Here is a 17,155-nt window from a genome sequence, read left to right on the forward strand (position 1 = left end):
GCACTCCTTTCAGCTCACTTGTCCAGGCTCGCCACCCCGTCGAACTCCGGCGGGGGCGCCTTGGCGTACTTGTGGCAGCGCTCCAGCAGCGCCTGCGTGGGCCCGTCCTCCGGGTCCTCCAACCGTCGTGCCTCCAGCACCGCCGAGGCCTCGGCGAAGCGCGCCTCGCGGTAGAGCGCCAGCGCCGCGTGGTAGCGCTCCACCGTCGCCCGCTTGTGCGCATCCAGGCCGCCCTTGAGCGCCAGCAATTCGTACACCGTGACGGCCTCCGTCTTGCCCGCCACCCGCACCCGGTCCAGCTCCCGCACCTCGATGTGCTCCTTCGCCAGCTCGTACGTGCGCGGGCCAATCATGATGACCGAGCCGTACGCCTTGTTCGCACCCTCCAGCCGCGCGGCCAGGTTCATCCCGTCGCCGATGGCCGTGTAGCTGAAGAGCTGCTCGCTGCCGAAGTTGCCCACGAAGTTCACCGCGCTGTTGAGACCGATGCGCGTGTACATGTCCGGCAGGCCCTTCGCGCGGAACTCCTCGCGCAGCCGGTCCACCTCCGCCTTCGCCGCCAGCGCCCCCCGGCAGGCCCGCACCGCGTGGTCCGGCTGGCGCATGGGCGCGCCGAAGAGGCACACCACCGCGTCGCCGATGTACTTGTCCAGGCACCCGCCCTCCTTCAGCAGCGCCCCGCTCACCCGCGTCAGATACGTGTTGAGGATGCGGACCAGCTCGCGCGGGTTCTCCTTGAAGCGCTCGCTGAAGGTGGAGAAGCCGCGGATGTCGCTGAAGAAGGCGGTGATTTCGACATTCTCGCCGTCCAGCCGGGGCAGCTCGCGCTCGGAAATCATCTGCTCCACGAGCTTGGGCTCCATGAAGCGACTGAAGGCCTGACGGACGAAATCCGCCTTCTTGTTGGCCATCAGGTGGTTGAAGGCCACCGCGGCCACGCTGGCCAGCATGCCCGCCAGCGAGGGCAGGGCGGTGAGCAGGTACGTCCCCGTCTTCGCGAGGATGGGGCCCGTCACGAGGTGCATGCCCAGGTAGAGCGCCAGCGGCCACGCGATTTCCAGCGGCGTCCACCGCGTCGTCATCAGCAGCACCACGGACACGAGGGCCACCGCGAAGACGAGCACCAGGCTCATCCACAGCGGGGCCTCGGTGAAGAAGCGGCCGTCGCCCAGCAGGGTGTCCAGCACCGCCGCCTGCTTCACCACGCCGGGGGCCGCGGGCGAGAAGGGCGTGGCCTTCACGTCGTTCAGCCCCACCGCGTTGCCGCCAATAACAACAACCTTGCCCCGGAAGGTGTCCGGCGCCAGCCCCGTGGGCCGGCCCTGGCTGCGCAGCACCCACGCGTCCAGGACTTGAAGGAGTGACTTCACCTCGAAGCGCTCGTGGAGCTCTCCGCCGAAGTCGATGCCCGTGCCGCCCTCCGCATCCACCGCGTACGTGCGCGAGCCCAGCCTCAGCGTGCGCCCGGACAGCTCCACCGCGCTCGCGCCCAGCAGGCCCGCCGCCACCCGCACCGGCAGCGTCGGGTACGCGTTGACGCCGTCCGTGTACGCGAAGTGCGTGCGCCGCATGAAGCCGTCCGGGTCCGTCTCCTGGTCCACCAGCCCGAAGCCATCCATCGCACCCACCAGCACGGGAATGGGCCGCACCGGGTAGTACGGCACCTGCTTGCCGCCCGCGGACTCGCGGACCAGCGGCGTCAGCGGGTGGTGCTCCGTGCGCACGGGGAAGGCCAGCGCGCGGGCCATGGCCTCGGGTGTGACGGGCGGGAGCGCCTGCTCCTCCTCCACGTCCTGAAAGCCCTCCTCGTCGGGAAAGGACTCTCCGGCTTCTGGAGACGACGGCAGGGCCTCCGAAGGCAGCGCGTCCAGGGCCGAGGCCACCGGCGCGGCGGAGGGCACGGCCGGGATGGGGGTGTCGAAGTTTGCGCGGGGCAGGGACTCCGCGTCCGCGTTGGTGGATACACCGAGGAAGAAGGGCACTCGCGTCTCAAGCAGCACCTGCGCGAAGGCCAGGTCCATGCCCGGGTCCGTGGAGCGCTCGTCCATCACCGCGTCGAAGACGATGGCGCGCGCGCCCTCGGCTTCCAGTTGCTCCACCACCCGGGCCCACAGGTTGCGGCTGTAGGGCCAGTTACCGTAGTTGCGCGCGTACTGCGGGTTGGCGCGAATGCCGTCCAGGGTGGGCTGGTCGATGGCCAGTATCACCACGTGGGGCGACTTCCCGCGCTTCCCGGTGAAGGTGGTGACTGTCCTGTCGTAGGCGCCGCGCTCGGCCTCCTCCAGCCAGCCGCCCAGTGAGGCCCCCAGCAGCTCACATGCGGCCGCCAGCGCGGTGGCCAGCGCCGCCACGCCCAGCATGGGCCTCCAGTGGTTGCGCCACCGCAACCGGAGAATCTTCCAGCGCTCGCCTGCCACGGTCCCCCTCTTGCGACGTATGCCGTGGATCACACTAGCCCAGTCCGGGCCAGGCCCGTCAGCCCGTCTGCCAGGCCCGGGAAGAGCCCCAGGCGCCGTGCCTGTCTCCCACCCGGAGGACAGGTGGCTCCCGGCGTCTCGACGGCCCCGGCTTCTTTCTATTCTCCCGGAAGTGGAAATGGGGGACGTGGGCGCGGAGGCCTTCCGCGGCGGTGGCCCGGCCCCGGCTCCTTGGACGTAGGTCCAAGCCAGCCATGCGGGCAGGCCGTCGCAATCCCTGAAGCCGCCCGGGCGGCGTCTCGTACAGGGTTTGCCGCTCTCCTGCTTCGTCCGGACCTTAAGCGCCGATGTCGGAGGGCTTCCGGCCTTCCACCGCCCCGCGAAAAGGAGTCAGACGTGGCATTGGATATTTTTCAGGAGAAGGGCGTCCCGCTCGACCGCCAGGTCTTTACCTGGAAGGACCTCGTCCGACGCCCCTACAGCAAGCTGGACGACGACGCCTTCACCCGCGTGTGCGTCATCTACATGAACGGCATCATGGCGGACGCGCTGCGCACGAAGCACGCCATCGCCCGCATGAACCGCGACCTGCGCGAGCAGCTCGCCCTGGTGCGCCGCGTGGAGCATCACGAGCAGACGCTCATCAACTGGCTCAACCCGCCCGACCAGACGCCGCTGGAGACCACGCTCGGCTTCGAGCAGGTGGCCATCGAGGTGACGGCCAGCGTCGCCCTGCGCGAGCCGGACCCGTACCTCGCCCAGACGTACCGCTTCGGCCTGCTGGAGGACTTCGACCACCTGTACCGGTACGGCGCCCTCTATGACCGCCTCGAGGGCAAGGACCCCAACAACATCACCCAGTCCTATACGGACATCATCCCCGGGCGCCCCACGTCGGTGGAGCACCGCAACCCGCTGGATGACCTGCGCCGGCCGTACGACAAGCGCACCGCGGCGCCGCTCACCAAGATTCACGCCATGAGCATCACCGCCGCGGAGAACCAGACGCACGACTACTACATGACGGTGGGCCCGTTCTTCAGCGACCCGGTGGCGCGCCAGCTCTACGCGGAGATTGCCTCCATCGAGGAGCAGCACACCTCCATGTACGAGTCGCTGCTGGACCCGGACGAGACGCTGCTCGAGAAGCTGGTGATGCACGAGTGCATGCAGGTCTACAACTTCTACTCGTGCCTCGCGTACGAGAAGAACCCGCGCATCAAGGAGATCTGGCAGCGCTTCACCGACTACGAGCTGGGCCAGCTCCACCACATGATTGGGCTCTTCCAGCAGGTGGAGGGCCGCGACGCGGCGGAAATCCTCCCGAAGACGCTGCCGGAGCCCATCGGCTTCAAGGAGCACCGCGAGTTCGTCCGCAAGACGCTGAACCAGGAGGAGGACCTCGCCTCCAACGGGCCGGACTACGTGCGCATGGCCGACCTGCCACGAGACCACCGCTCGTTCGTCTACCGCGACCAGCTCAACTCCGACGGCTCCCCGTCTGAGACGGTGGCGGCCGGCTACCAATGGACTCCCGGGACGGAGCTCGCCGCGCGCGCGCAGCGCATGGGCTCGGTGCTCGAGGGAAAGAAGGTTCACTGACATGAAGAAGACGACCAGCGACATCGGCATGAACAGGACGGGCATCGCCACCTCGCCCGTGGACTCCGCGGACATCACCCAGGCGGCGCAGAAGCGTCAGCCGAGCCACCTGGGGGACGACTCGCTCCTCCTCAAGGTGCGCCAGCAGTACGCGATGGAGTCGGACGGCGTCGGCAGCGTGCCGCCCCCGGCCAGCCTCAAGGGCGTGGCGAAGACGGCGGTGGACATGCTCAAGGGCTCCAAGCCCACCGTCTTCATCGACAAGCTGGGCGAGCGCGCCGCCTTCGAGCGCTCCGGCGTCCGGCTCTACCAGGGGGCCCTCGCGAAGTTCGAAGTCCTGGGCAGCTGGGAGGGCGGCCCCACCCGCGAGGGCCTGGAGCGCATCCTCAACGACGAGCTGTCCCACTTCGGCCTCGTGTCCGAGTCCCTGACGAAGCTGGGGGCGGACCCCACGGCGATGACGCCCTGCGCGGACGTGGCGGCGGTGACCTCCATGGGCCTGCCCGCCGTCGTCAGCGACCCGCGGATGAACCTGCGCGACACGCTGCACGCGCTGCTGGTGGCGGAGCTGACGGACAACGCCGGCTGGGAGATGCTCATCGAGCTGGCGCGCGGCCTGGGCCACGACGCCCTGGCGGAGCGCTTCCAGCTCGCGCTGGACGCGGAGGCCGAGCACTTGACGATGGTGCGCGGCTGGCTGTCCGCGGGTGTCACCCTGGAGGCGCGCGCCAACCCGGTGCCCCAGGCGGAGGCGGGCGCCGGCCTCACGCCGACGGTGTAGCCGCCTTCAGAAGGACGAGCCCGGCTCCTGGAGGAAGCGCTCTTCCTCCGGGGTGGACGGGCGCCCCAGCGCCACGTTGCGGTGGGGGAAGCGGCCGAAGCGCTCGATGACCTCCCGGTGCCGCCGGGCGTAGTCGAGCGGCTCGCGGCTGTCCCGGTGGTACAGGGCGAGCATCTCGAAGAGGGCCACGGCCAGCCGCTGGTCGTGGACCTCCTCGCTGTGCTCGAAGGGAAGGTAGATGAACCACCGCCACACCGGCGGCAGCGCCATGTCCAGCCCGCGCGCCAGCGCCAGCTGTGACACCTCGCGCGCCTGCGCGTCCGTGGCGAAGGCCCGGGGCGTGCCCCGGAAGAGGTTGCGGGGAAACTGGTCCAGCAGCAGCACCAGGGCCAGGCAGCTTCGCGGCTCGTCGCACCACGCGGCCAGCGCACCGGAGGCGGCGGCCTCGTGGCGGGTGAGGAAGCGGCGGCGGCATTCCTCGTCGAAGGCCGCGTCGCGTGTGAACCAGCGCTCCCGGGGGCGGACGCTGGCGGGGTTGAGGATGGGGTCCGGCGGTTGGCCGAACCAGAAGCCGAGGACTTCCTCCGCGCTCGCCATGGCGTACCTCCTGCTGGACCCCAGAGGCCCTCTTTGTACACCGCCAACGCCCGGGCTGGCGGCGGGGAGGGGGCGGCACCACCTTCCACCGGACAGTCGCGGGGCCTTCGCGCGCCACGGCCATGGGAGGATTCGGATGGAGACGACGACGCAGGACCCGACGACGCGGACGGTGCCGGGCCCGGTGAAGCGCACGGCCCTCAACCCCACGCTGCGCACGGAGTCGGTGGTGGCGCTGGGCACCTTCGGCGCGCTCACCGTGGGCGCGGCGGTGCTGGGCGGGCGGCAGAGCTCCGCGGACCAGCTCTGGTACAAGCGCCTGAGCAAGCCTTCCTTCCAGCCGCCGCCGAAGGTCTTCGCCCCGGTGTGGACGGTGCTGTACGGCCTCATCGCGCTCTCCGGGTGGCGCGTGTGGACGGCGCCCGCGGGGGCTCGCCGCTCCAGGGCGCTGGCCCTGTGGGGCGTGCAGTTGGGCCTCAACGCCGCCTGGTCCTGGCTCTTCTTCGGCAAGCACCAGCCGCGTCGCGCGCTGGCGGACAACCTGGCGCTCCTGGGGAGCATTGGCGCCTACGTGGCCACCACGCGAAACGTGGACCGCCCGGCTGCCTGGATGGTGGCGCCCTACCTGGCCTGGGTGGGCTTCGCCAACGTGCTGAACGCCGAAATCGTCCGTCGCAACCCGTAGGCCGCCCGGGCCGCAAGTGCCGGGAAGAAGGCGGGAAACCGCCCGTCCGGCGGCCTGCTCGGGGACGGGAAAATCCCCCGTGAATTCCCGCTCCGGGAAGATGGGGGACGGGTGCCGTTGAGAGAGCGACCGCCATGGACGCTTTCGCCCTGCAACCATCCGCGCTGTTCCCGGGTTCCCTCCTCAAGCGGAGCTTGACGGGGAAGGAGGGGACGGGTCAGCCTGCACCCCGAGTGGAAAGCAGGCCTCTTTCATCGCCGACCCTGGACAGCCGGTGGTTCGCGGCATTCGCCCGGGAGCATGAGGCGGCGCTGCACGCCACCGCCATGCGCCTGTGCGGCAACGCCACCGACGCCCGGGACCTCGTCCAGGACACCTTCGAACGCGGTCTGCGCAACCTCGCCCGGTACAAGGTCGGGACGGATGGGCGCGCGTGGCTGCTCACCATCCTCCACCACCTGTTCATCGACCGCTGCCGCTCCCGCACGCGTGAGCGCCGCGCGGACGTGTCCGCCGAGGACATGGAGGAGCGCATCGCCGCGCCGGAGGTGGAGGCCGCCCCCGCCTGGGCCTCCATCAGCCCGGAGCAGCTGCGCGACGCGCTGGAGAAGATTCCGGAAGAGTTCCGCATGGTGTACCGGCTGCATGCGCTGGAGGGCCGCTCGTACATCGAAATCGCCGAGCGCCTCGGGATTCCGAAGGCCACCGTGGGCACCCGCCTCATCCGCGCGCGCCGCAAGCTGAAGGAGCTGTTGATGCCCACGCCCCCGGGCGAAGGGGAGGGCACATGAGCACGCCGGAGCCCCTGGACATCCACGACCAGGTCCACGCCTTCGCGGACGGCGAGCTGTCCCCGGAGGAGGCGGACGCCTTCCGCGCCCACCTGGGCACCTGCGCGCAGTGCCAGGAGGACCTGGACGACATCCTCCAGCTCCAGGCGCTCGGGGGGCGGCTGGGGGAAATCGAAGCGCAGCCGGCTCCGCAGACGACGCCCCGCCGGGACGACGCGCCCTCGCGCGCCTTCCGTCCCGCGTGGAGCCGCCGGGGCAACCGGGTGGCGGCGCTGGCCCTGGCGGGCTCGCTGGCCGCGGTGCTCGCGGTGGTGGTGCTGCGCTCGCCGGACGTGGGGCCCCAGGCCGGGCACGACGCGATGGCGCTGGCGCCCACGCGCTCCATGGAGGCGCGGCTGAGCTGGTCCGGTGCCAGCGCGCACCGGCCCTACGGCGTGCTGCGCTCGGGCGACGAGCGCCCGAGGGAGCTGGTGCCGCTGCAGCAGCTGGCGAAGCTCGAGGAGGCGGGGGACCTCCACGGGCTGGCGACGGGGCACCTGCTGCGCGGGGAGCGGGACCAGGCCGCGGAGTACCTCCAGCGCACGCCGACGTCGCCGGACGTGGACAGCGACAAGGCCGTGGTAGCGCTGTCGAAGGGGGAGCTGGAGGAGGCCCTCATCCTGCTGGACGGCGTGCTGGAGAAGCACCCCCAGCACCCGGAGGCGCTGTGGAACCGGGCGCTGGTGCTGCGCGAGCTGGGCCTGGACGCGCTGGCGGCGGACGCGTTCGACGCGGTGGCGGGCCTGCGCGAGCCGGGCTGGGCGGAGGAGGCGAAGGAGCGCGCGGAGGCGCTGCGCCGGCGGCTGGAGGGGCAGCGCGGCACGTGGGACGACGCGCAGAAGGCCGGCAAGGCGCTGGCCGCCGAGGGCACGCCCTTTCCGGAGGGCCTCGCCCGCGCGGTGCCGGGCTCGGCGCGCAACGCCCTCTACTCGGCCCTGTGGGCGGCGCCGTCCGCGGACGCCGTGAAGGCGCTGCTGCCGCTGGCGCGCGTGCTGGACGCGCACTACGGCGGGGACACGCTGGAGCGCCGCGTCTCGCGCGTGGCCGGCCTGGACTTCAAGCGCCGGGGCCCTCTGGCGGAGCGCTACCGCCAGGTGGTGCTGGGGACTTTCGACGCCTCGGGGCTGGACGCGTACGTGCGCGAGCTGGAGGCCTCGGGCAACTCCGACTTCCTGCTGGCCGTGCTCCCGCTGACGGGGCAGCTCCCGGCCCGGCTGCCCGAGTACGAGAAGGCCGCGAAGGCGCTGGGCGACCCGTGGTTCACCCTCAACGTGGAGCGCGAGGCGGCCCGGGCGGAGTTCGCGCGGGGCGACCTGGCCGGCGCCGAGGCGCGGCTGCTCCGCGCGCTGCCGGCGTGCCGCGCGGCGAAGGCGGACTACCGCTGCGGGCAGATGGAGTACGTGCTCGGCCACATCTACACGGAGGAGCACCGGCTGGTGGAGGCGCGCGAGCACGCGGTGGCGGGCCTCCAGCTGGCGCGGCAGGCGCAGGAGTGGACGCAGCAGTCGGACCTGCTGATGGTGCTGGGCAACGTGGCGCGCTACCGCAACGCCTTCGCGCTGGCCCGGGCGTACCTGGGCGAGCAGGCCGCGCGCGACGGCCGGTGCGCCGCCCGGCGCCAGGTGCGGGAGGGGCTGGCGGCGATGCAGGTCTTCGCCCTGCGCCCGAAGCAGGCGCGCGAGGAGCTGGAGCAGGCCCCCGCGTGTGACGTGCCCTTCTACATCAACGGCGCCTTCGTGCAGGCGGACCTGGCCCGGTTGGATCCGCGCCCGGGGGACGTGGAGGCGCTGCGCGACGGGCTGCGCAAGCTGGAGTCCTCCGGCCTGCTGCGCCCCGGCGAGCGCGCGCTGGCCACCCACGTCGAGGGCCGCGCCGTCATCGAGAAGAACCCCGAGGAGGGCCGCGCGCTCTTGCGCAAGGCCATCGCCGAGGGCAACCGGCTGGGCTCCGAGGACCCGGTGGCCTGGAAGGCGCGGGCGTACAGCTACTCCTCGCTCATCCTGGACGCGGGCCGTGCGGGGGACTGGGCCGGGGCGCTCGCCCTCTTCGCGGAGGAGTCCGGCGCCGGTGCTCCGGAGCGCTGCGAGCTGGGCGTGGAGGTGCACGACGAGCGCACCCTGGTGGCGGCGAAGGGGCCGGACGGAGCGCTCGTGGGCCACTTCGACGCGAGCCGCCGCTCGCCGGACTTCGACGTGACGAAGCTGGTGCCGCAGGCGGTGGTGGCGGCGCTGAAGCCGTGCGAGCACGTGCGCGTCTTCGCCCGCTACGCCGTCCACGGGCAGGCCGGCCTGCTGCCGCCGGAGCTGGCGTGGAGCTACCACACGGGCGCGAAGCGGACGGCGCCGGCGGTGACGGCCGCGCGGCCCCTGGTGGTGCATGACGTGGAGGCGCCGGCCTCGCTGAACCTTCCCCGGCTGCGCAGCTGGGAGCTGTCGGGCGCGGCCTCGCCCCGCCGGGTGGAGCTGACGGGCGCCGCGGCCACGCCGTCGCGGCTGCTGGCGGAACTGGCGGACGCCACCGAGGTGGAAATCCACGCCCATGGCCTGGTGAACCTCGGCGTGTCGGACGCGTCGCTGCTGGTGATGGCGCCGGAGTCGGACGGCCGCTACGCGCTCACCGCGGGCGAGGTGCGCCGGCAGAAGCTCAAGGGCGCGCCGGTGGTGGTGCTCGGCGCCTGCCAGGCCGCGCGCACGGCGCCGTACCTCCACGCGCCGTGGAGCCTTCCCGTCGCCTTCGCCGAGGCGGGCGCGCGCGCCGTGCTCGCCTCGCCCATCGACATCCCGGACGCCGAAGCCGGGCCCTTCTTCGAGCGGGTCATGGAGCGCATCCGCGCTGGTGCACCCGCCGCCATCGCACTCCGGGACGAGCGCATGCGTGCCCTCGGCGCGCGTCCCGACAGCTGGGTGAAGACAGTCGTCGTCTTCGAATAGCCCGGCCGCCGCACCCCCTCCCTCACGGTCCAGTCTCCCTCACGCACCCGGTGCCCCAGCGCCGGCAACGCCGTACGTGTCACCCTTCACACCGAGGTCCACACCATGAAGCCCATCCGCTGCTCGCTGCTCGCCGCCGTCGCCCTGTCCGCCGCCGCCTGCAACGTCGACCCTGCCTTCGCCGAGGCGGAGTCGGGCGCGTTCGAGTCCCAGTCGCAGGCGCGGGTCAGCACCGTGCCCACGTCTGTCCCCAACTACTGCCCCAGCGCCATCATCGTCCCGCCGGGCACGCTGCCCACCACCGGCCCCACGCACATCTCCGCCTACAGCACGGCGCCGCTGTACCCGATGGGCACGGGCCTGCGCAGCGCGCACACCGTCATCTTCACGGACCCGTCGGACCCGTCCGGCAGCTGGCAGGCCTTCGGCTTCGACGTGAGGGGCTACCGCCAGGTGTTCTACGTGTCCGGGCACAACGCGCGCGAGCTGCGCCTGCTGCTCAACAAGCTTGCGACGGACATCGACAACCTGGAGCAGGACACCAGCACCGACAGCGGCTTCTCGTGGGGCATGAGCGGCCAGGTGGGCGGCCCCATCCTCCCGCAGCCCGGCATCCACGAGGGCGCGTGGAAGGTGGCGTGGAACAACGCCTACCAGATGCACGTCTTCATGCAGTAGGCGCGGGGCGCCTCTCGCGCCTTCAGAACAACCGGAACACGTCCGCCAGCACGCCGCACGGCCCGTAGTGGCGCTGCTGGGAGGGCGAGTCGTAGACGATGAGCACCGAGTCGTCCGGCTCGAAGTAGGAGAACAGGGCCACGCCCTCGGCGTGGTCCGCCTTCTCCGAGCGGGGCACGTCGAACAGCGGCTCCAATCCACCCGGCTCCTGCCGGTGGATGGAGTCCTGGGTGAGATTCAGGCCATTGCGCAGCCGGTAGAGGCGGATGGTGCCGTCCAGCGGCAGCGTGGGCCCGGCGAGGATGAGCAGGTCATTCCCATGCCGGCTCAGCTCGCGGATGCCCAGGCCGTCCAGGTCGAGGAAGTGCTTGCGGTACCAGCCGCCCTTCTTCTTGCGGCGGGGCTCGAGCAGGCCGTGGCCGGTGGCGTCGACCTCCATCTCCAGCAGCACCGCCCAGCCGCGCAGCACCGGGCCGCGCAGCCCCAGGAAGACGCGGTCGCCGTGCACCGCGAGCCCCTCGATGTCCAGGCCGTTGTCCTTGCTGGGAATGGCCAGCGCACCGGGCGGCGCGCCCGGGCCCGCCGGCACGAGGAAGGGGCCGAGGTGCTCGTCCTCCCGCAGCAGCTCCACCAGCCGGTTGGCGCTGTCGGAGGGCTCCATCTTCACCGTGCCCTTCTTCGGGCGCGCGCCGCCGTTGCCGCCCTTTCGCGGCGCGTTCGCCTTCTTCAGCGTGGGCAGTGGAAGGCGCGCCAGCACGAAGCGCGCGGGCTGGTGCTCCACGGTGGCCAGCCGGGCGAGGTCCTTCTCCACGCCCTTGCCCTTGGGCTTCTTGCGCACCGAGCTGTGTGAGCCGACGAGCCACAGGTGGCCGTCCTGCATGTCCAGCGCCTCGATGTCCATCTCCTCGCCGCCCTCCACGCCCAGCAGGCCCGCCACGTCATGGCGTTGCTGGTGGGAGAAGACGCGAGGCTCCTCGGGACTGAGGCGGTGCAGCACCCCGTGCTCGTCGGACGCCACCCAGACGCTGCCGTCCGGGGCGCGCGCGGCGGCGGACAGGTCCTCCGGCACCGCGGCGTCATCCTGGTCGAACTTCAGCAGCAGGCGTCCGAGGAGCTGGGGCTGTTCCATGCCGTGAGTCTAGTTGCGCAGCTTCGTCGGCTTGGGCGGGTTCATCGCCAGTACCGCCGCGAAGTAGCGTGCCTGACTCTCGGTGGTGCAGCGGACCTCCTGGATGCGCCCGCCCATCCTCACGCGGACGATCCAACCTTCATTGTCTCGGGTCAGTGCGGGCGTGTCCGTCGTCATGGTCTCCATCCTTGGTGTCATCCTCCGCCCTCGGATAGAGCAGCCGCCATGCCAGCGACGGAAGCGTGCGAATCCAGGCGCTTCCCCTGTCCTGTTGGCCGATGGAAGACAGCCCGGACTGTAAGTTTTGCGAACCCCGGGGTGACGGAGCTTCAGTGGACGTGCCGGTCCGGTTGCTCCACGGGCGGCTGCGTGGTGGCGCCCGTCAGGAGGGGCAGGGCGACGTGGAAGGTGGAGCCCCGGCCCACCTCGCTCTCCACCCAGATGCGGCCCCCGTGGCGCTCGACGATGTCGCGGCTGATGTAGAGCCCGAGCCCCAGCCCGCCGTACGAGCGGGACGAGACGTTGCGCGCGCGGAAGTAGCGGTCGAAGAGGAGCTTCTGCTGGTCCGGGGGGATGCCGATGCCCGGGTCCTTCACCGACAGCAGCGCCAGGTCGCCGCGCGTGTGCAACTCCACGCGGATGGTGCCGCCGTCCGGGCTGTACTTGAAGGCGTTCTCCACCAGGTTGGCGATGACCTGCTCCAGCCGGTACGGGTCCCCCCGCACGAGCATGGGCTCGGGCGGGCGCTCGAAGTGGACGGTGTGGGCGCCGCGGTGGACCTCCATGGCCTGGAGGACGTGCTCCACCAGGGCGTCCAGCCGCGTGGCCTCCGGGTGCAGCGCGAGCCGGCCCGCCTCGATTCGCGACGCGTCCAGCAGGTCATTGATGAGGCCGGTGATGCGCAGGAGGTGCTGGCGGGCATGGCGCAGCGTGGACGGGTCCACGTGCTCGCCGCGCTCCAGCTTCCGCTCGAGCGTGGCCAGCCGGAGGCTGAGCGGGGTGAGGGGCGTCTTCAATTCGTGCGAGGCGATGGAGAGGAAGTCGTCACGCACGCGGATGGCCTCCTGCGCCTCGCGGTACAGGCGGCCGCGCTCCTCGTCGGCGAGCCTGCGGTCGGTGACGTCCTCAATCATGATGCCCACCCCCAGCACGCGGCCGTCCGTGGCGCGCACCGGATAGAAGCTGCCGGCCAGGACGCGGGACTCGCCCGTCAGCCCCAGGTCCTCGGAGGTCGTCTCCCGCTTCTCCATGGGCTCGCCCGTCTCCAGCACGCGCCGCATCAGCTTCTCCACCTCGGTGCCGATGGGGCCGAGCACCTCGCGGGGGCGGCGGCCCACGTGGGCCTCGGGCGGGACGCCGTTGATGTCGGCGAGCACGTCGTTGACGCGCACGTAGCGCAGGTCCTGGTCCAGGAGGCCCAGGCCGATGGGGGCGGTGCGGAAGAGCGTGTCGAGCTGGGCGAGGCCCTCGTCACGCTCGTGCTCGGTGCGGCGCCGCTCGGAGATGTCCTCGACGATGCCCACGCCGCCCTCGACCTGGCCCGTCTCGCTGAAGCAGGGGGCGAAGCGCACGTGGACGGGCGTCGACTTGCCGGAGGTGACGGAGTGGTAGTCGCCCTCGTAGTCGGAGCCGTGCCCGGAGAGCGTCTTGCGCACGCAGCGCATGATGCTCTCGTCGCGGATGGACAGGAGGTTGAGGCCCACGAGGATGCGCTTGGGCGAGCCGATGATGCGGATGAAGCGCTCGTTGCAGGCGGTGATGACGGGGGTGTTGTCGAAGTGGAAGATGCCCAGGGGCGCGTTCTCCACCACGACGCGGTAGAGGGCATCGCCGTTGGTGCTCTCGGGGAGGAAGCCCGTGCCCGTCTGGAGCGTGTGCTCCATGGGCTCGTTGACGGTGTCGATGACCTCGTGCAGGCGGCGGAAGTTGATGACGATGCGCTCGTCGCCGCCCTGGCCGCTGGCGCCCACGGTCAGCTCCACGAGGATTTCCACGCCGTCCTTGCGGCGGGCGAGCACGCGGGTGGCGCGGCCGCCGAGCGCATTGCGGCGGGACAGCAGGTAGCGCAGCAGGCTCTTGCCGCCATACTGGTGCAGGCGCTGGGGGAAGAGGCGCGAGACGGGCTGGCCGTGGAGCTCCTCGCGCTTCCAGCCGAGCAGCCGCTCGGCGGCGCTGTTGAGGAGGCGCACGTGCTCGTCAGCGTCGCAGGCCACGAACGGGTCCACGGCGGCGTCCAGCCAGGCGCTGAGTTCATCGATGGCTCCGGCCATGCGCTCCCCTGTGCCGCCCTGCCCATGAATGGCTGGCGAGCTGGGACATGGGGGCCCTGGCGCCCGCATCGCGATACGCGGGGGGGCGCGTCCCCTTTCCATACAGGTAGCCATCAGCGGGCCAGGCCGCGCCTCCCCGCTCACATCAACCCCCCTCGTCCAGGTCCGTCCGTGAGGCAGGCAGCGGAGCGGGCGCCACCCGGGTGCCGCTTCCGCGAGCGTCAGCGGGCATGAGGGCGGGCGCGGTGCGCGCGATGCCTGGGGGGCTCCCCGCCGGACCGGCTCTCGCGCGCGTGGTGGGCCTTCGCGTCCGCTTACCTTCGCTTCGGCTTGCGCGTCGCGGGCTTCGCGCTTCCGTGGCCGCGAGGGGCCTTCTCGCCGCGACTCCCACGCGCGGCCTCCGCGCTCCGGGCCGGGGGCCGTGAGCGGCTCGTGCCGTCCGGGCGCGGGGCCTTCGCACCGTTGCCGCCACCGCGTGGGCCCGGCGCCTCCGCTGCCTTCAGCGCCAGCGCCTCCAGCCGCTCGCGCATCGAGCGCGTCTCCTCTTTCAGCCGGTCCAGTTCCTCGCGCAGCGACGCCACCTCGCGCGCCTGGGGCTCGCCCTCCCGCAGCGCACGCACCGTCTCTCGCGCCGCGCGGCGCGCGCGCGGGTCCTCGAGCGGCGTGCCCTCCAGCGCGGGGATGAGCCGCCGGTCGCCGAGCGTGCGCCCCGCCTCGAACACGCCCATCTGCACGCGGAAGAGCGGGTCTCTCAGCAGCTCCGCCAGCAGGTCCACCGCCTCGCGCTTGCGGCCGGCGACCTCCGCCAGCTTCGCCACGGCCTGCGTGGCCGCACGGCGCAGGCCGCGCGGCTGCCCATATGCCGTGCGCGCCGCGACGAGGGGGAACGCCGCCGGGTCCTGCGACTCGGCGAGCCCGTCCACCGCGCCCACGGCGATGACGTCCTGGAATGAGGGCCGGGTGGAGACGGCCTCCAGCACGCTCACCGCGTCCGGCGCGCGCACCCGGCCGTAGCTGCGCGCGGCCTCGCCCTCGACGAAGTAGCTGGCGTCTCCGGCCTCCACCAGCGCGCGCAGGCGGGCGGCCACCTCCGTGTCGCGGCGGAACTCGCCCAGCGCGGCGACGACGGCGCGGCGCACGCGGGGGTGCTCGGTGGCCAGCGCGGCCAGCAGTCGCGCGCGGGACTCGGGCGTGCGCAGCCGTCCCAGCGACTTCGCGCACGCGGCGCGGGTGCCCCAGAAGAGGCGCGCGTCCCCGAGCGCTTCACCCAGCGCCTCCACGGCGCGGAAGCCCCCGTGTCTGCCCAGGGCGGCGGCGGCCTCGGTGCGGGCGCGCATCTCCGGCGCGGCGCGCAGCTCCTCCAGCCAGAGCGCCGCGCCCTTGTCCACGTCCACCGTGCCGAGCACCTCGCGGCGCGGGTCCACGCGCACCTGCGTGGGCGCGGCGGCGCAGGGCAGCAGGAACGAGTGCTCCGCGTCCGTCACCTCCAGCCGGTGGAGCGTGTCCCGCCCGTCGACGGTGAGGGCCACGTCGAGCGGCAGGCGGAACACGGGCGTGCCCGAGTCGGTGCGCTGCGTCTGGCGGACCTTGAGGCGCAGGCGCGCGTCCTCGGCCTCGTAGCGGACCTCCACCTTCAGCTCCGGGTGGCCGGGCGCGAAGACGTACTGGTCGAAGAAGCCGTCCAGGTTGTGGCCGGTGGACTCCTCGAAGGAGCGCGACAGGTCCACCGTCTCCACGGCGCCGTGGCGGTGGCGGGCGACGTAGTGGCGCAGGGCGCGGAAGAAGAGCGCGTCCCCCAGGCGGCGGCGCAGCTCGTGGAGGACGAGCCCGCCCTTCTCGTAGAGGTGCCGGTCGAACACGTCCATGGGCGCGTGGAAGCGGCGCGCGACGATGGGGCGGGCGTAGCGCTCGCGCACCTCGCCCAGGTAGCCGTCGAGCTGCGCGCCCCGGTGCTGGTCCGCCTCGTCCTGCCCGTCGGCGCGCTCCTTCCAGAGCACCTCGCACCAGGTGGCGAAGCCCTCGTTGAGCCAGCCGTGCGGCCAGTCGCGGCAGGTGAGCAAATCACCGAACCACTGGTGCGCCAGCTCGTGCGACACGAGCGGCTCCGCGTTGTAGTCCGGCTGGGCGCGCGCGTCGTGGAGGACGCTGTCGGTGAGGCTGGTGGCGGTGGTGTTCTCCATGCCGCCGAGGATGAACTCGGTGAGGAACACCTGGGCGTAGCCGCTCCACGGGAAGGGCTCTCCGGTGGCCTCCTGGAAGACGCGAATCATCTCCGGCGTGCGGCGCACGCAGCGCAGCGCGTCCTCGCGGCGGCCCTTCGGGAAGAGGTAGCGCAGGGGCACGTTGCCCACGGAGTCGGTGGCCTCCTCGAACTCGCCCACCGCGAGCGTGACGAGGTAGGGCGAGACGGGCTGCTCCATCCGATAATGCTGCGTGCGGCGCGCGCCGTGGGTGCTGTCGCCCACCAGCGTGCCATTGGACAGGGACGTCATCTCCGCGGGGAAGGTGGCGAGGACCTCCGACGTGGCCTTCTGCGCGGGCGTGTCGAGGCAGGGGAACCACGCGCGCGCGTCGATGTCCTGCCCCTGCGTCCACGCCTGGCGGGGACGGTCGGGGTAGCCGGCGTCGGGGCCCCAGAAGTAGAGGCCGCGGCGCGGGCGGCACGTGTAGTGGATGGCCACCTCGCACGCGTGGCCGGGGCCCAGTGACGAGGGCAGCTCGACGCGCACGTGCGCGCCGGAGTTGGAGAAGCGCGCGGGGTGCCCGTCGGCGAGCACCCGGGACACGTCGAAGTCCACCGCGTCGAAGGTGACGGTGGACACCGGGCGCAGCGCGGAGACGCGCGTGGTGCAGACGCCGGAGAGGCGCTGCTGCTCGAAGTCCAGGTCCAGCTCGATGCGCACGTGCTCGGCGCGGACGGGACGCTCGGCGGCGTAGTGCTCGGTGGCGCCAGGCAGGGAGAACGGGTGGAGGTCGCCGGAGGCGGACTCGGACGCGTGACGGTGGCAGCAGCGCATAAGCGTTGGCGACTCTTCCGCATGCCTGCTCCACCGTCGAGCGGGAGCGCACCAGAGGGCACCCCAGCGTCGGCTATCAACGAAGTCGACCAGGAGACGTCCGGCGCCCCGGGACGCCTCCGGCCCCGCGCCCTCCCGCCCGGCCCGGTTCCCTTGCAATTGCCCCGAGAACTCAATATTCTCAAGGTCGATATTGATTTTGGACCTATCATGGCGCCT

Annotated in this window: 12 protein-coding genes; 6 read left to right on the plus strand and 6 right to left on the minus strand. The window is 72.0% G+C overall.

The window, feature by feature from the left end:
* Positions 1-14: 14 nt before the first annotated feature.
* Positions 15-2,417, minus strand: a complete 2,403-nt coding sequence (locus ACX9TP_RS04235; protein ID WP_482978416.1) for a CHASE2 domain-containing protein — start codon at positions 2,415-2,417, stop codon at positions 15-17.
* A 396-nt stretch (positions 2,418-2,813) separates the two neighbouring features.
* On the opposite strand from ACX9TP_RS04235, the gene ACX9TP_RS04240 reads away from it, so the two are divergent.
* The gene (locus tag ACX9TP_RS04240; RefSeq protein WP_482978417.1) at positions 2,814-4,019 is read left to right on the plus strand and encodes a hypothetical protein; all 1,206 of its coding nucleotides are present in this window, start codon (positions 2,814-2,816) and stop codon (positions 4,017-4,019) included.
* A 1-nt stretch (position 4,020) separates the two neighbouring features.
* Positions 4,021-4,800, plus strand: coding sequence for a ferritin-like domain-containing protein (locus ACX9TP_RS04245; RefSeq protein ID WP_482978418.1), 780 nt, complete (start codon positions 4,021-4,023; stop codon positions 4,798-4,800).
* A 6-nt stretch (positions 4,801-4,806) separates the two neighbouring features.
* Here ACX9TP_RS04245 and ACX9TP_RS04250 read toward each other — a convergent pair whose 3' ends face one another.
* Positions 4,807-5,397: a DUF924 family protein gene (locus ACX9TP_RS04250; protein WP_482978419.1), complete on the minus strand. Its 591-nt coding sequence runs from the start codon at positions 5,395-5,397 to the stop codon at positions 4,807-4,809.
* A gap of 136 nt (positions 5,398-5,533) precedes the next feature.
* On the opposite strand from ACX9TP_RS04250, the gene ACX9TP_RS04255 reads away from it, so the two are divergent.
* The 4 genes from ACX9TP_RS04255 (at position 5,534) to ACX9TP_RS04270 (ending at position 10,520) form a co-directional block, all read left to right on the plus strand.
* The gene (locus tag ACX9TP_RS04255) at positions 5,534-6,082 is read left to right on the plus strand and encodes a TspO/MBR family protein (protein WP_482978420.1); all 549 of its coding nucleotides are present in this window, start codon (positions 5,534-5,536) and stop codon (positions 6,080-6,082) included.
* 233 nt (positions 6,083-6,315) lie between these two features.
* On the plus strand, positions 6,316-6,873 hold the full coding sequence (locus tag ACX9TP_RS04260; protein ID WP_482978421.1) for an RNA polymerase sigma factor: 558 nt from the start codon (positions 6,316-6,318) through the stop codon (positions 6,871-6,873).
* Positions 6,870-9,842, plus strand: coding sequence for a CHAT domain-containing protein (locus ACX9TP_RS04265; protein ID WP_482978422.1), 2,973 nt, complete (start codon positions 6,870-6,872; stop codon positions 9,840-9,842). Before ACX9TP_RS04260 ends, ACX9TP_RS04265 begins: the two co-directional genes overlap by 4 nt.
* A 105-nt stretch (positions 9,843-9,947) precedes the next feature.
* Positions 9,948-10,520, plus strand: a complete 573-nt coding sequence (locus tag ACX9TP_RS04270) for a hypothetical protein (protein WP_482978423.1) — start codon at positions 9,948-9,950, stop codon at positions 10,518-10,520.
* 22 nt (positions 10,521-10,542) lie between these two features.
* On the opposite strand, the gene ACX9TP_RS04275 is transcribed toward ACX9TP_RS04270, so the two are convergent.
* The 4 genes from ACX9TP_RS04275 to ACX9TP_RS04290 all read right to left on the minus strand — a co-directional run bounded on the left by ACX9TP_RS04275 (position 10,543) and on the right by ACX9TP_RS04290 (position 16,936).
* Positions 10,543-11,649 (minus strand): DUF3616 domain-containing protein, encoded by a 1,107-nt coding sequence (locus ACX9TP_RS04275; RefSeq protein WP_482978424.1) that lies wholly within the window; start codon positions 11,647-11,649, stop codon positions 10,543-10,545.
* A gap of 9 nt (positions 11,650-11,658) precedes the next feature.
* Complete coding sequence (locus ACX9TP_RS04280) at positions 11,659-11,835, minus strand: hypothetical protein (RefSeq protein WP_482978425.1); 177 nt, start codon at positions 11,833-11,835, stop codon at positions 11,659-11,661.
* A 143-nt stretch (positions 11,836-11,978) separates the two neighbouring features.
* Positions 11,979-13,919: a PAS domain-containing sensor histidine kinase gene (locus ACX9TP_RS04285; RefSeq protein WP_482978426.1), complete on the minus strand. Its 1,941-nt coding sequence runs from the start codon at positions 13,917-13,919 to the stop codon at positions 11,979-11,981.
* A 314-nt stretch (positions 13,920-14,233) separates the two neighbouring features.
* Positions 14,234-16,936: a M1 family aminopeptidase gene (locus ACX9TP_RS04290; RefSeq protein ID WP_482978427.1), complete on the minus strand. Its 2,703-nt coding sequence runs from the start codon at positions 16,934-16,936 to the stop codon at positions 14,234-14,236.
* Positions 16,937-17,155 lie beyond the last annotated feature (219 nt).

The sequence above is a fragment of the Pyxidicoccus sp. M15 genome, from assembly GCF_056858435.1.

Bases quoted from the DNA above. Each gene is read 5' to 3' on its own strand.
- ACX9TP_RS04245 (WP_482978418.1), top strand. From the start codon at position 4,021: ATGAAGAAGACGACCAGCGACATCGGCATGAACAGGACGGGCATCGCC.
- ACX9TP_RS04250 (WP_482978419.1), bottom strand. From the start codon at position 5,397: ATGGCGAGCGCGGAGGAAGTCCTCGGCTTCTGGTTCGGCCAACCGCCG.
- ACX9TP_RS04255 (WP_482978420.1), top strand. From the start codon at position 5,534: ATGGAGACGACGACGCAGGACCCGACGACGCGGACGGTGCCGGGCCCG.
- ACX9TP_RS04265 (WP_482978422.1), top strand. From the start codon at position 6,870: ATGAGCACGCCGGAGCCCCTGGACATCCACGACCAGGTCCACGCCTTC.
- ACX9TP_RS04270 (WP_482978423.1), top strand. From the start codon at position 9,948: ATGAAGCCCATCCGCTGCTCGCTGCTCGCCGCCGTCGCCCTGTCCGCC.
- ACX9TP_RS04275 (WP_482978424.1), bottom strand. From the start codon at position 11,649: ATGGAACAGCCCCAGCTCCTCGGACGCCTGCTGCTGAAGTTCGACCAG.
- ACX9TP_RS04280 (WP_482978425.1), bottom strand. From the start codon at position 11,835: ATGGAGACCATGACGACGGACACGCCCGCACTGACCCGAGACAATGAA.
- ACX9TP_RS04285 (WP_482978426.1), bottom strand. From the start codon at position 13,919: ATGGCCGGAGCCATCGATGAACTCAGCGCCTGGCTGGACGCCGCCGTG.
- ACX9TP_RS04290 (WP_482978427.1), bottom strand. From the start codon at position 16,936: ATGCGCTGCTGCCACCGTCACGCGTCCGAGTCCGCCTCCGGCGACCTC.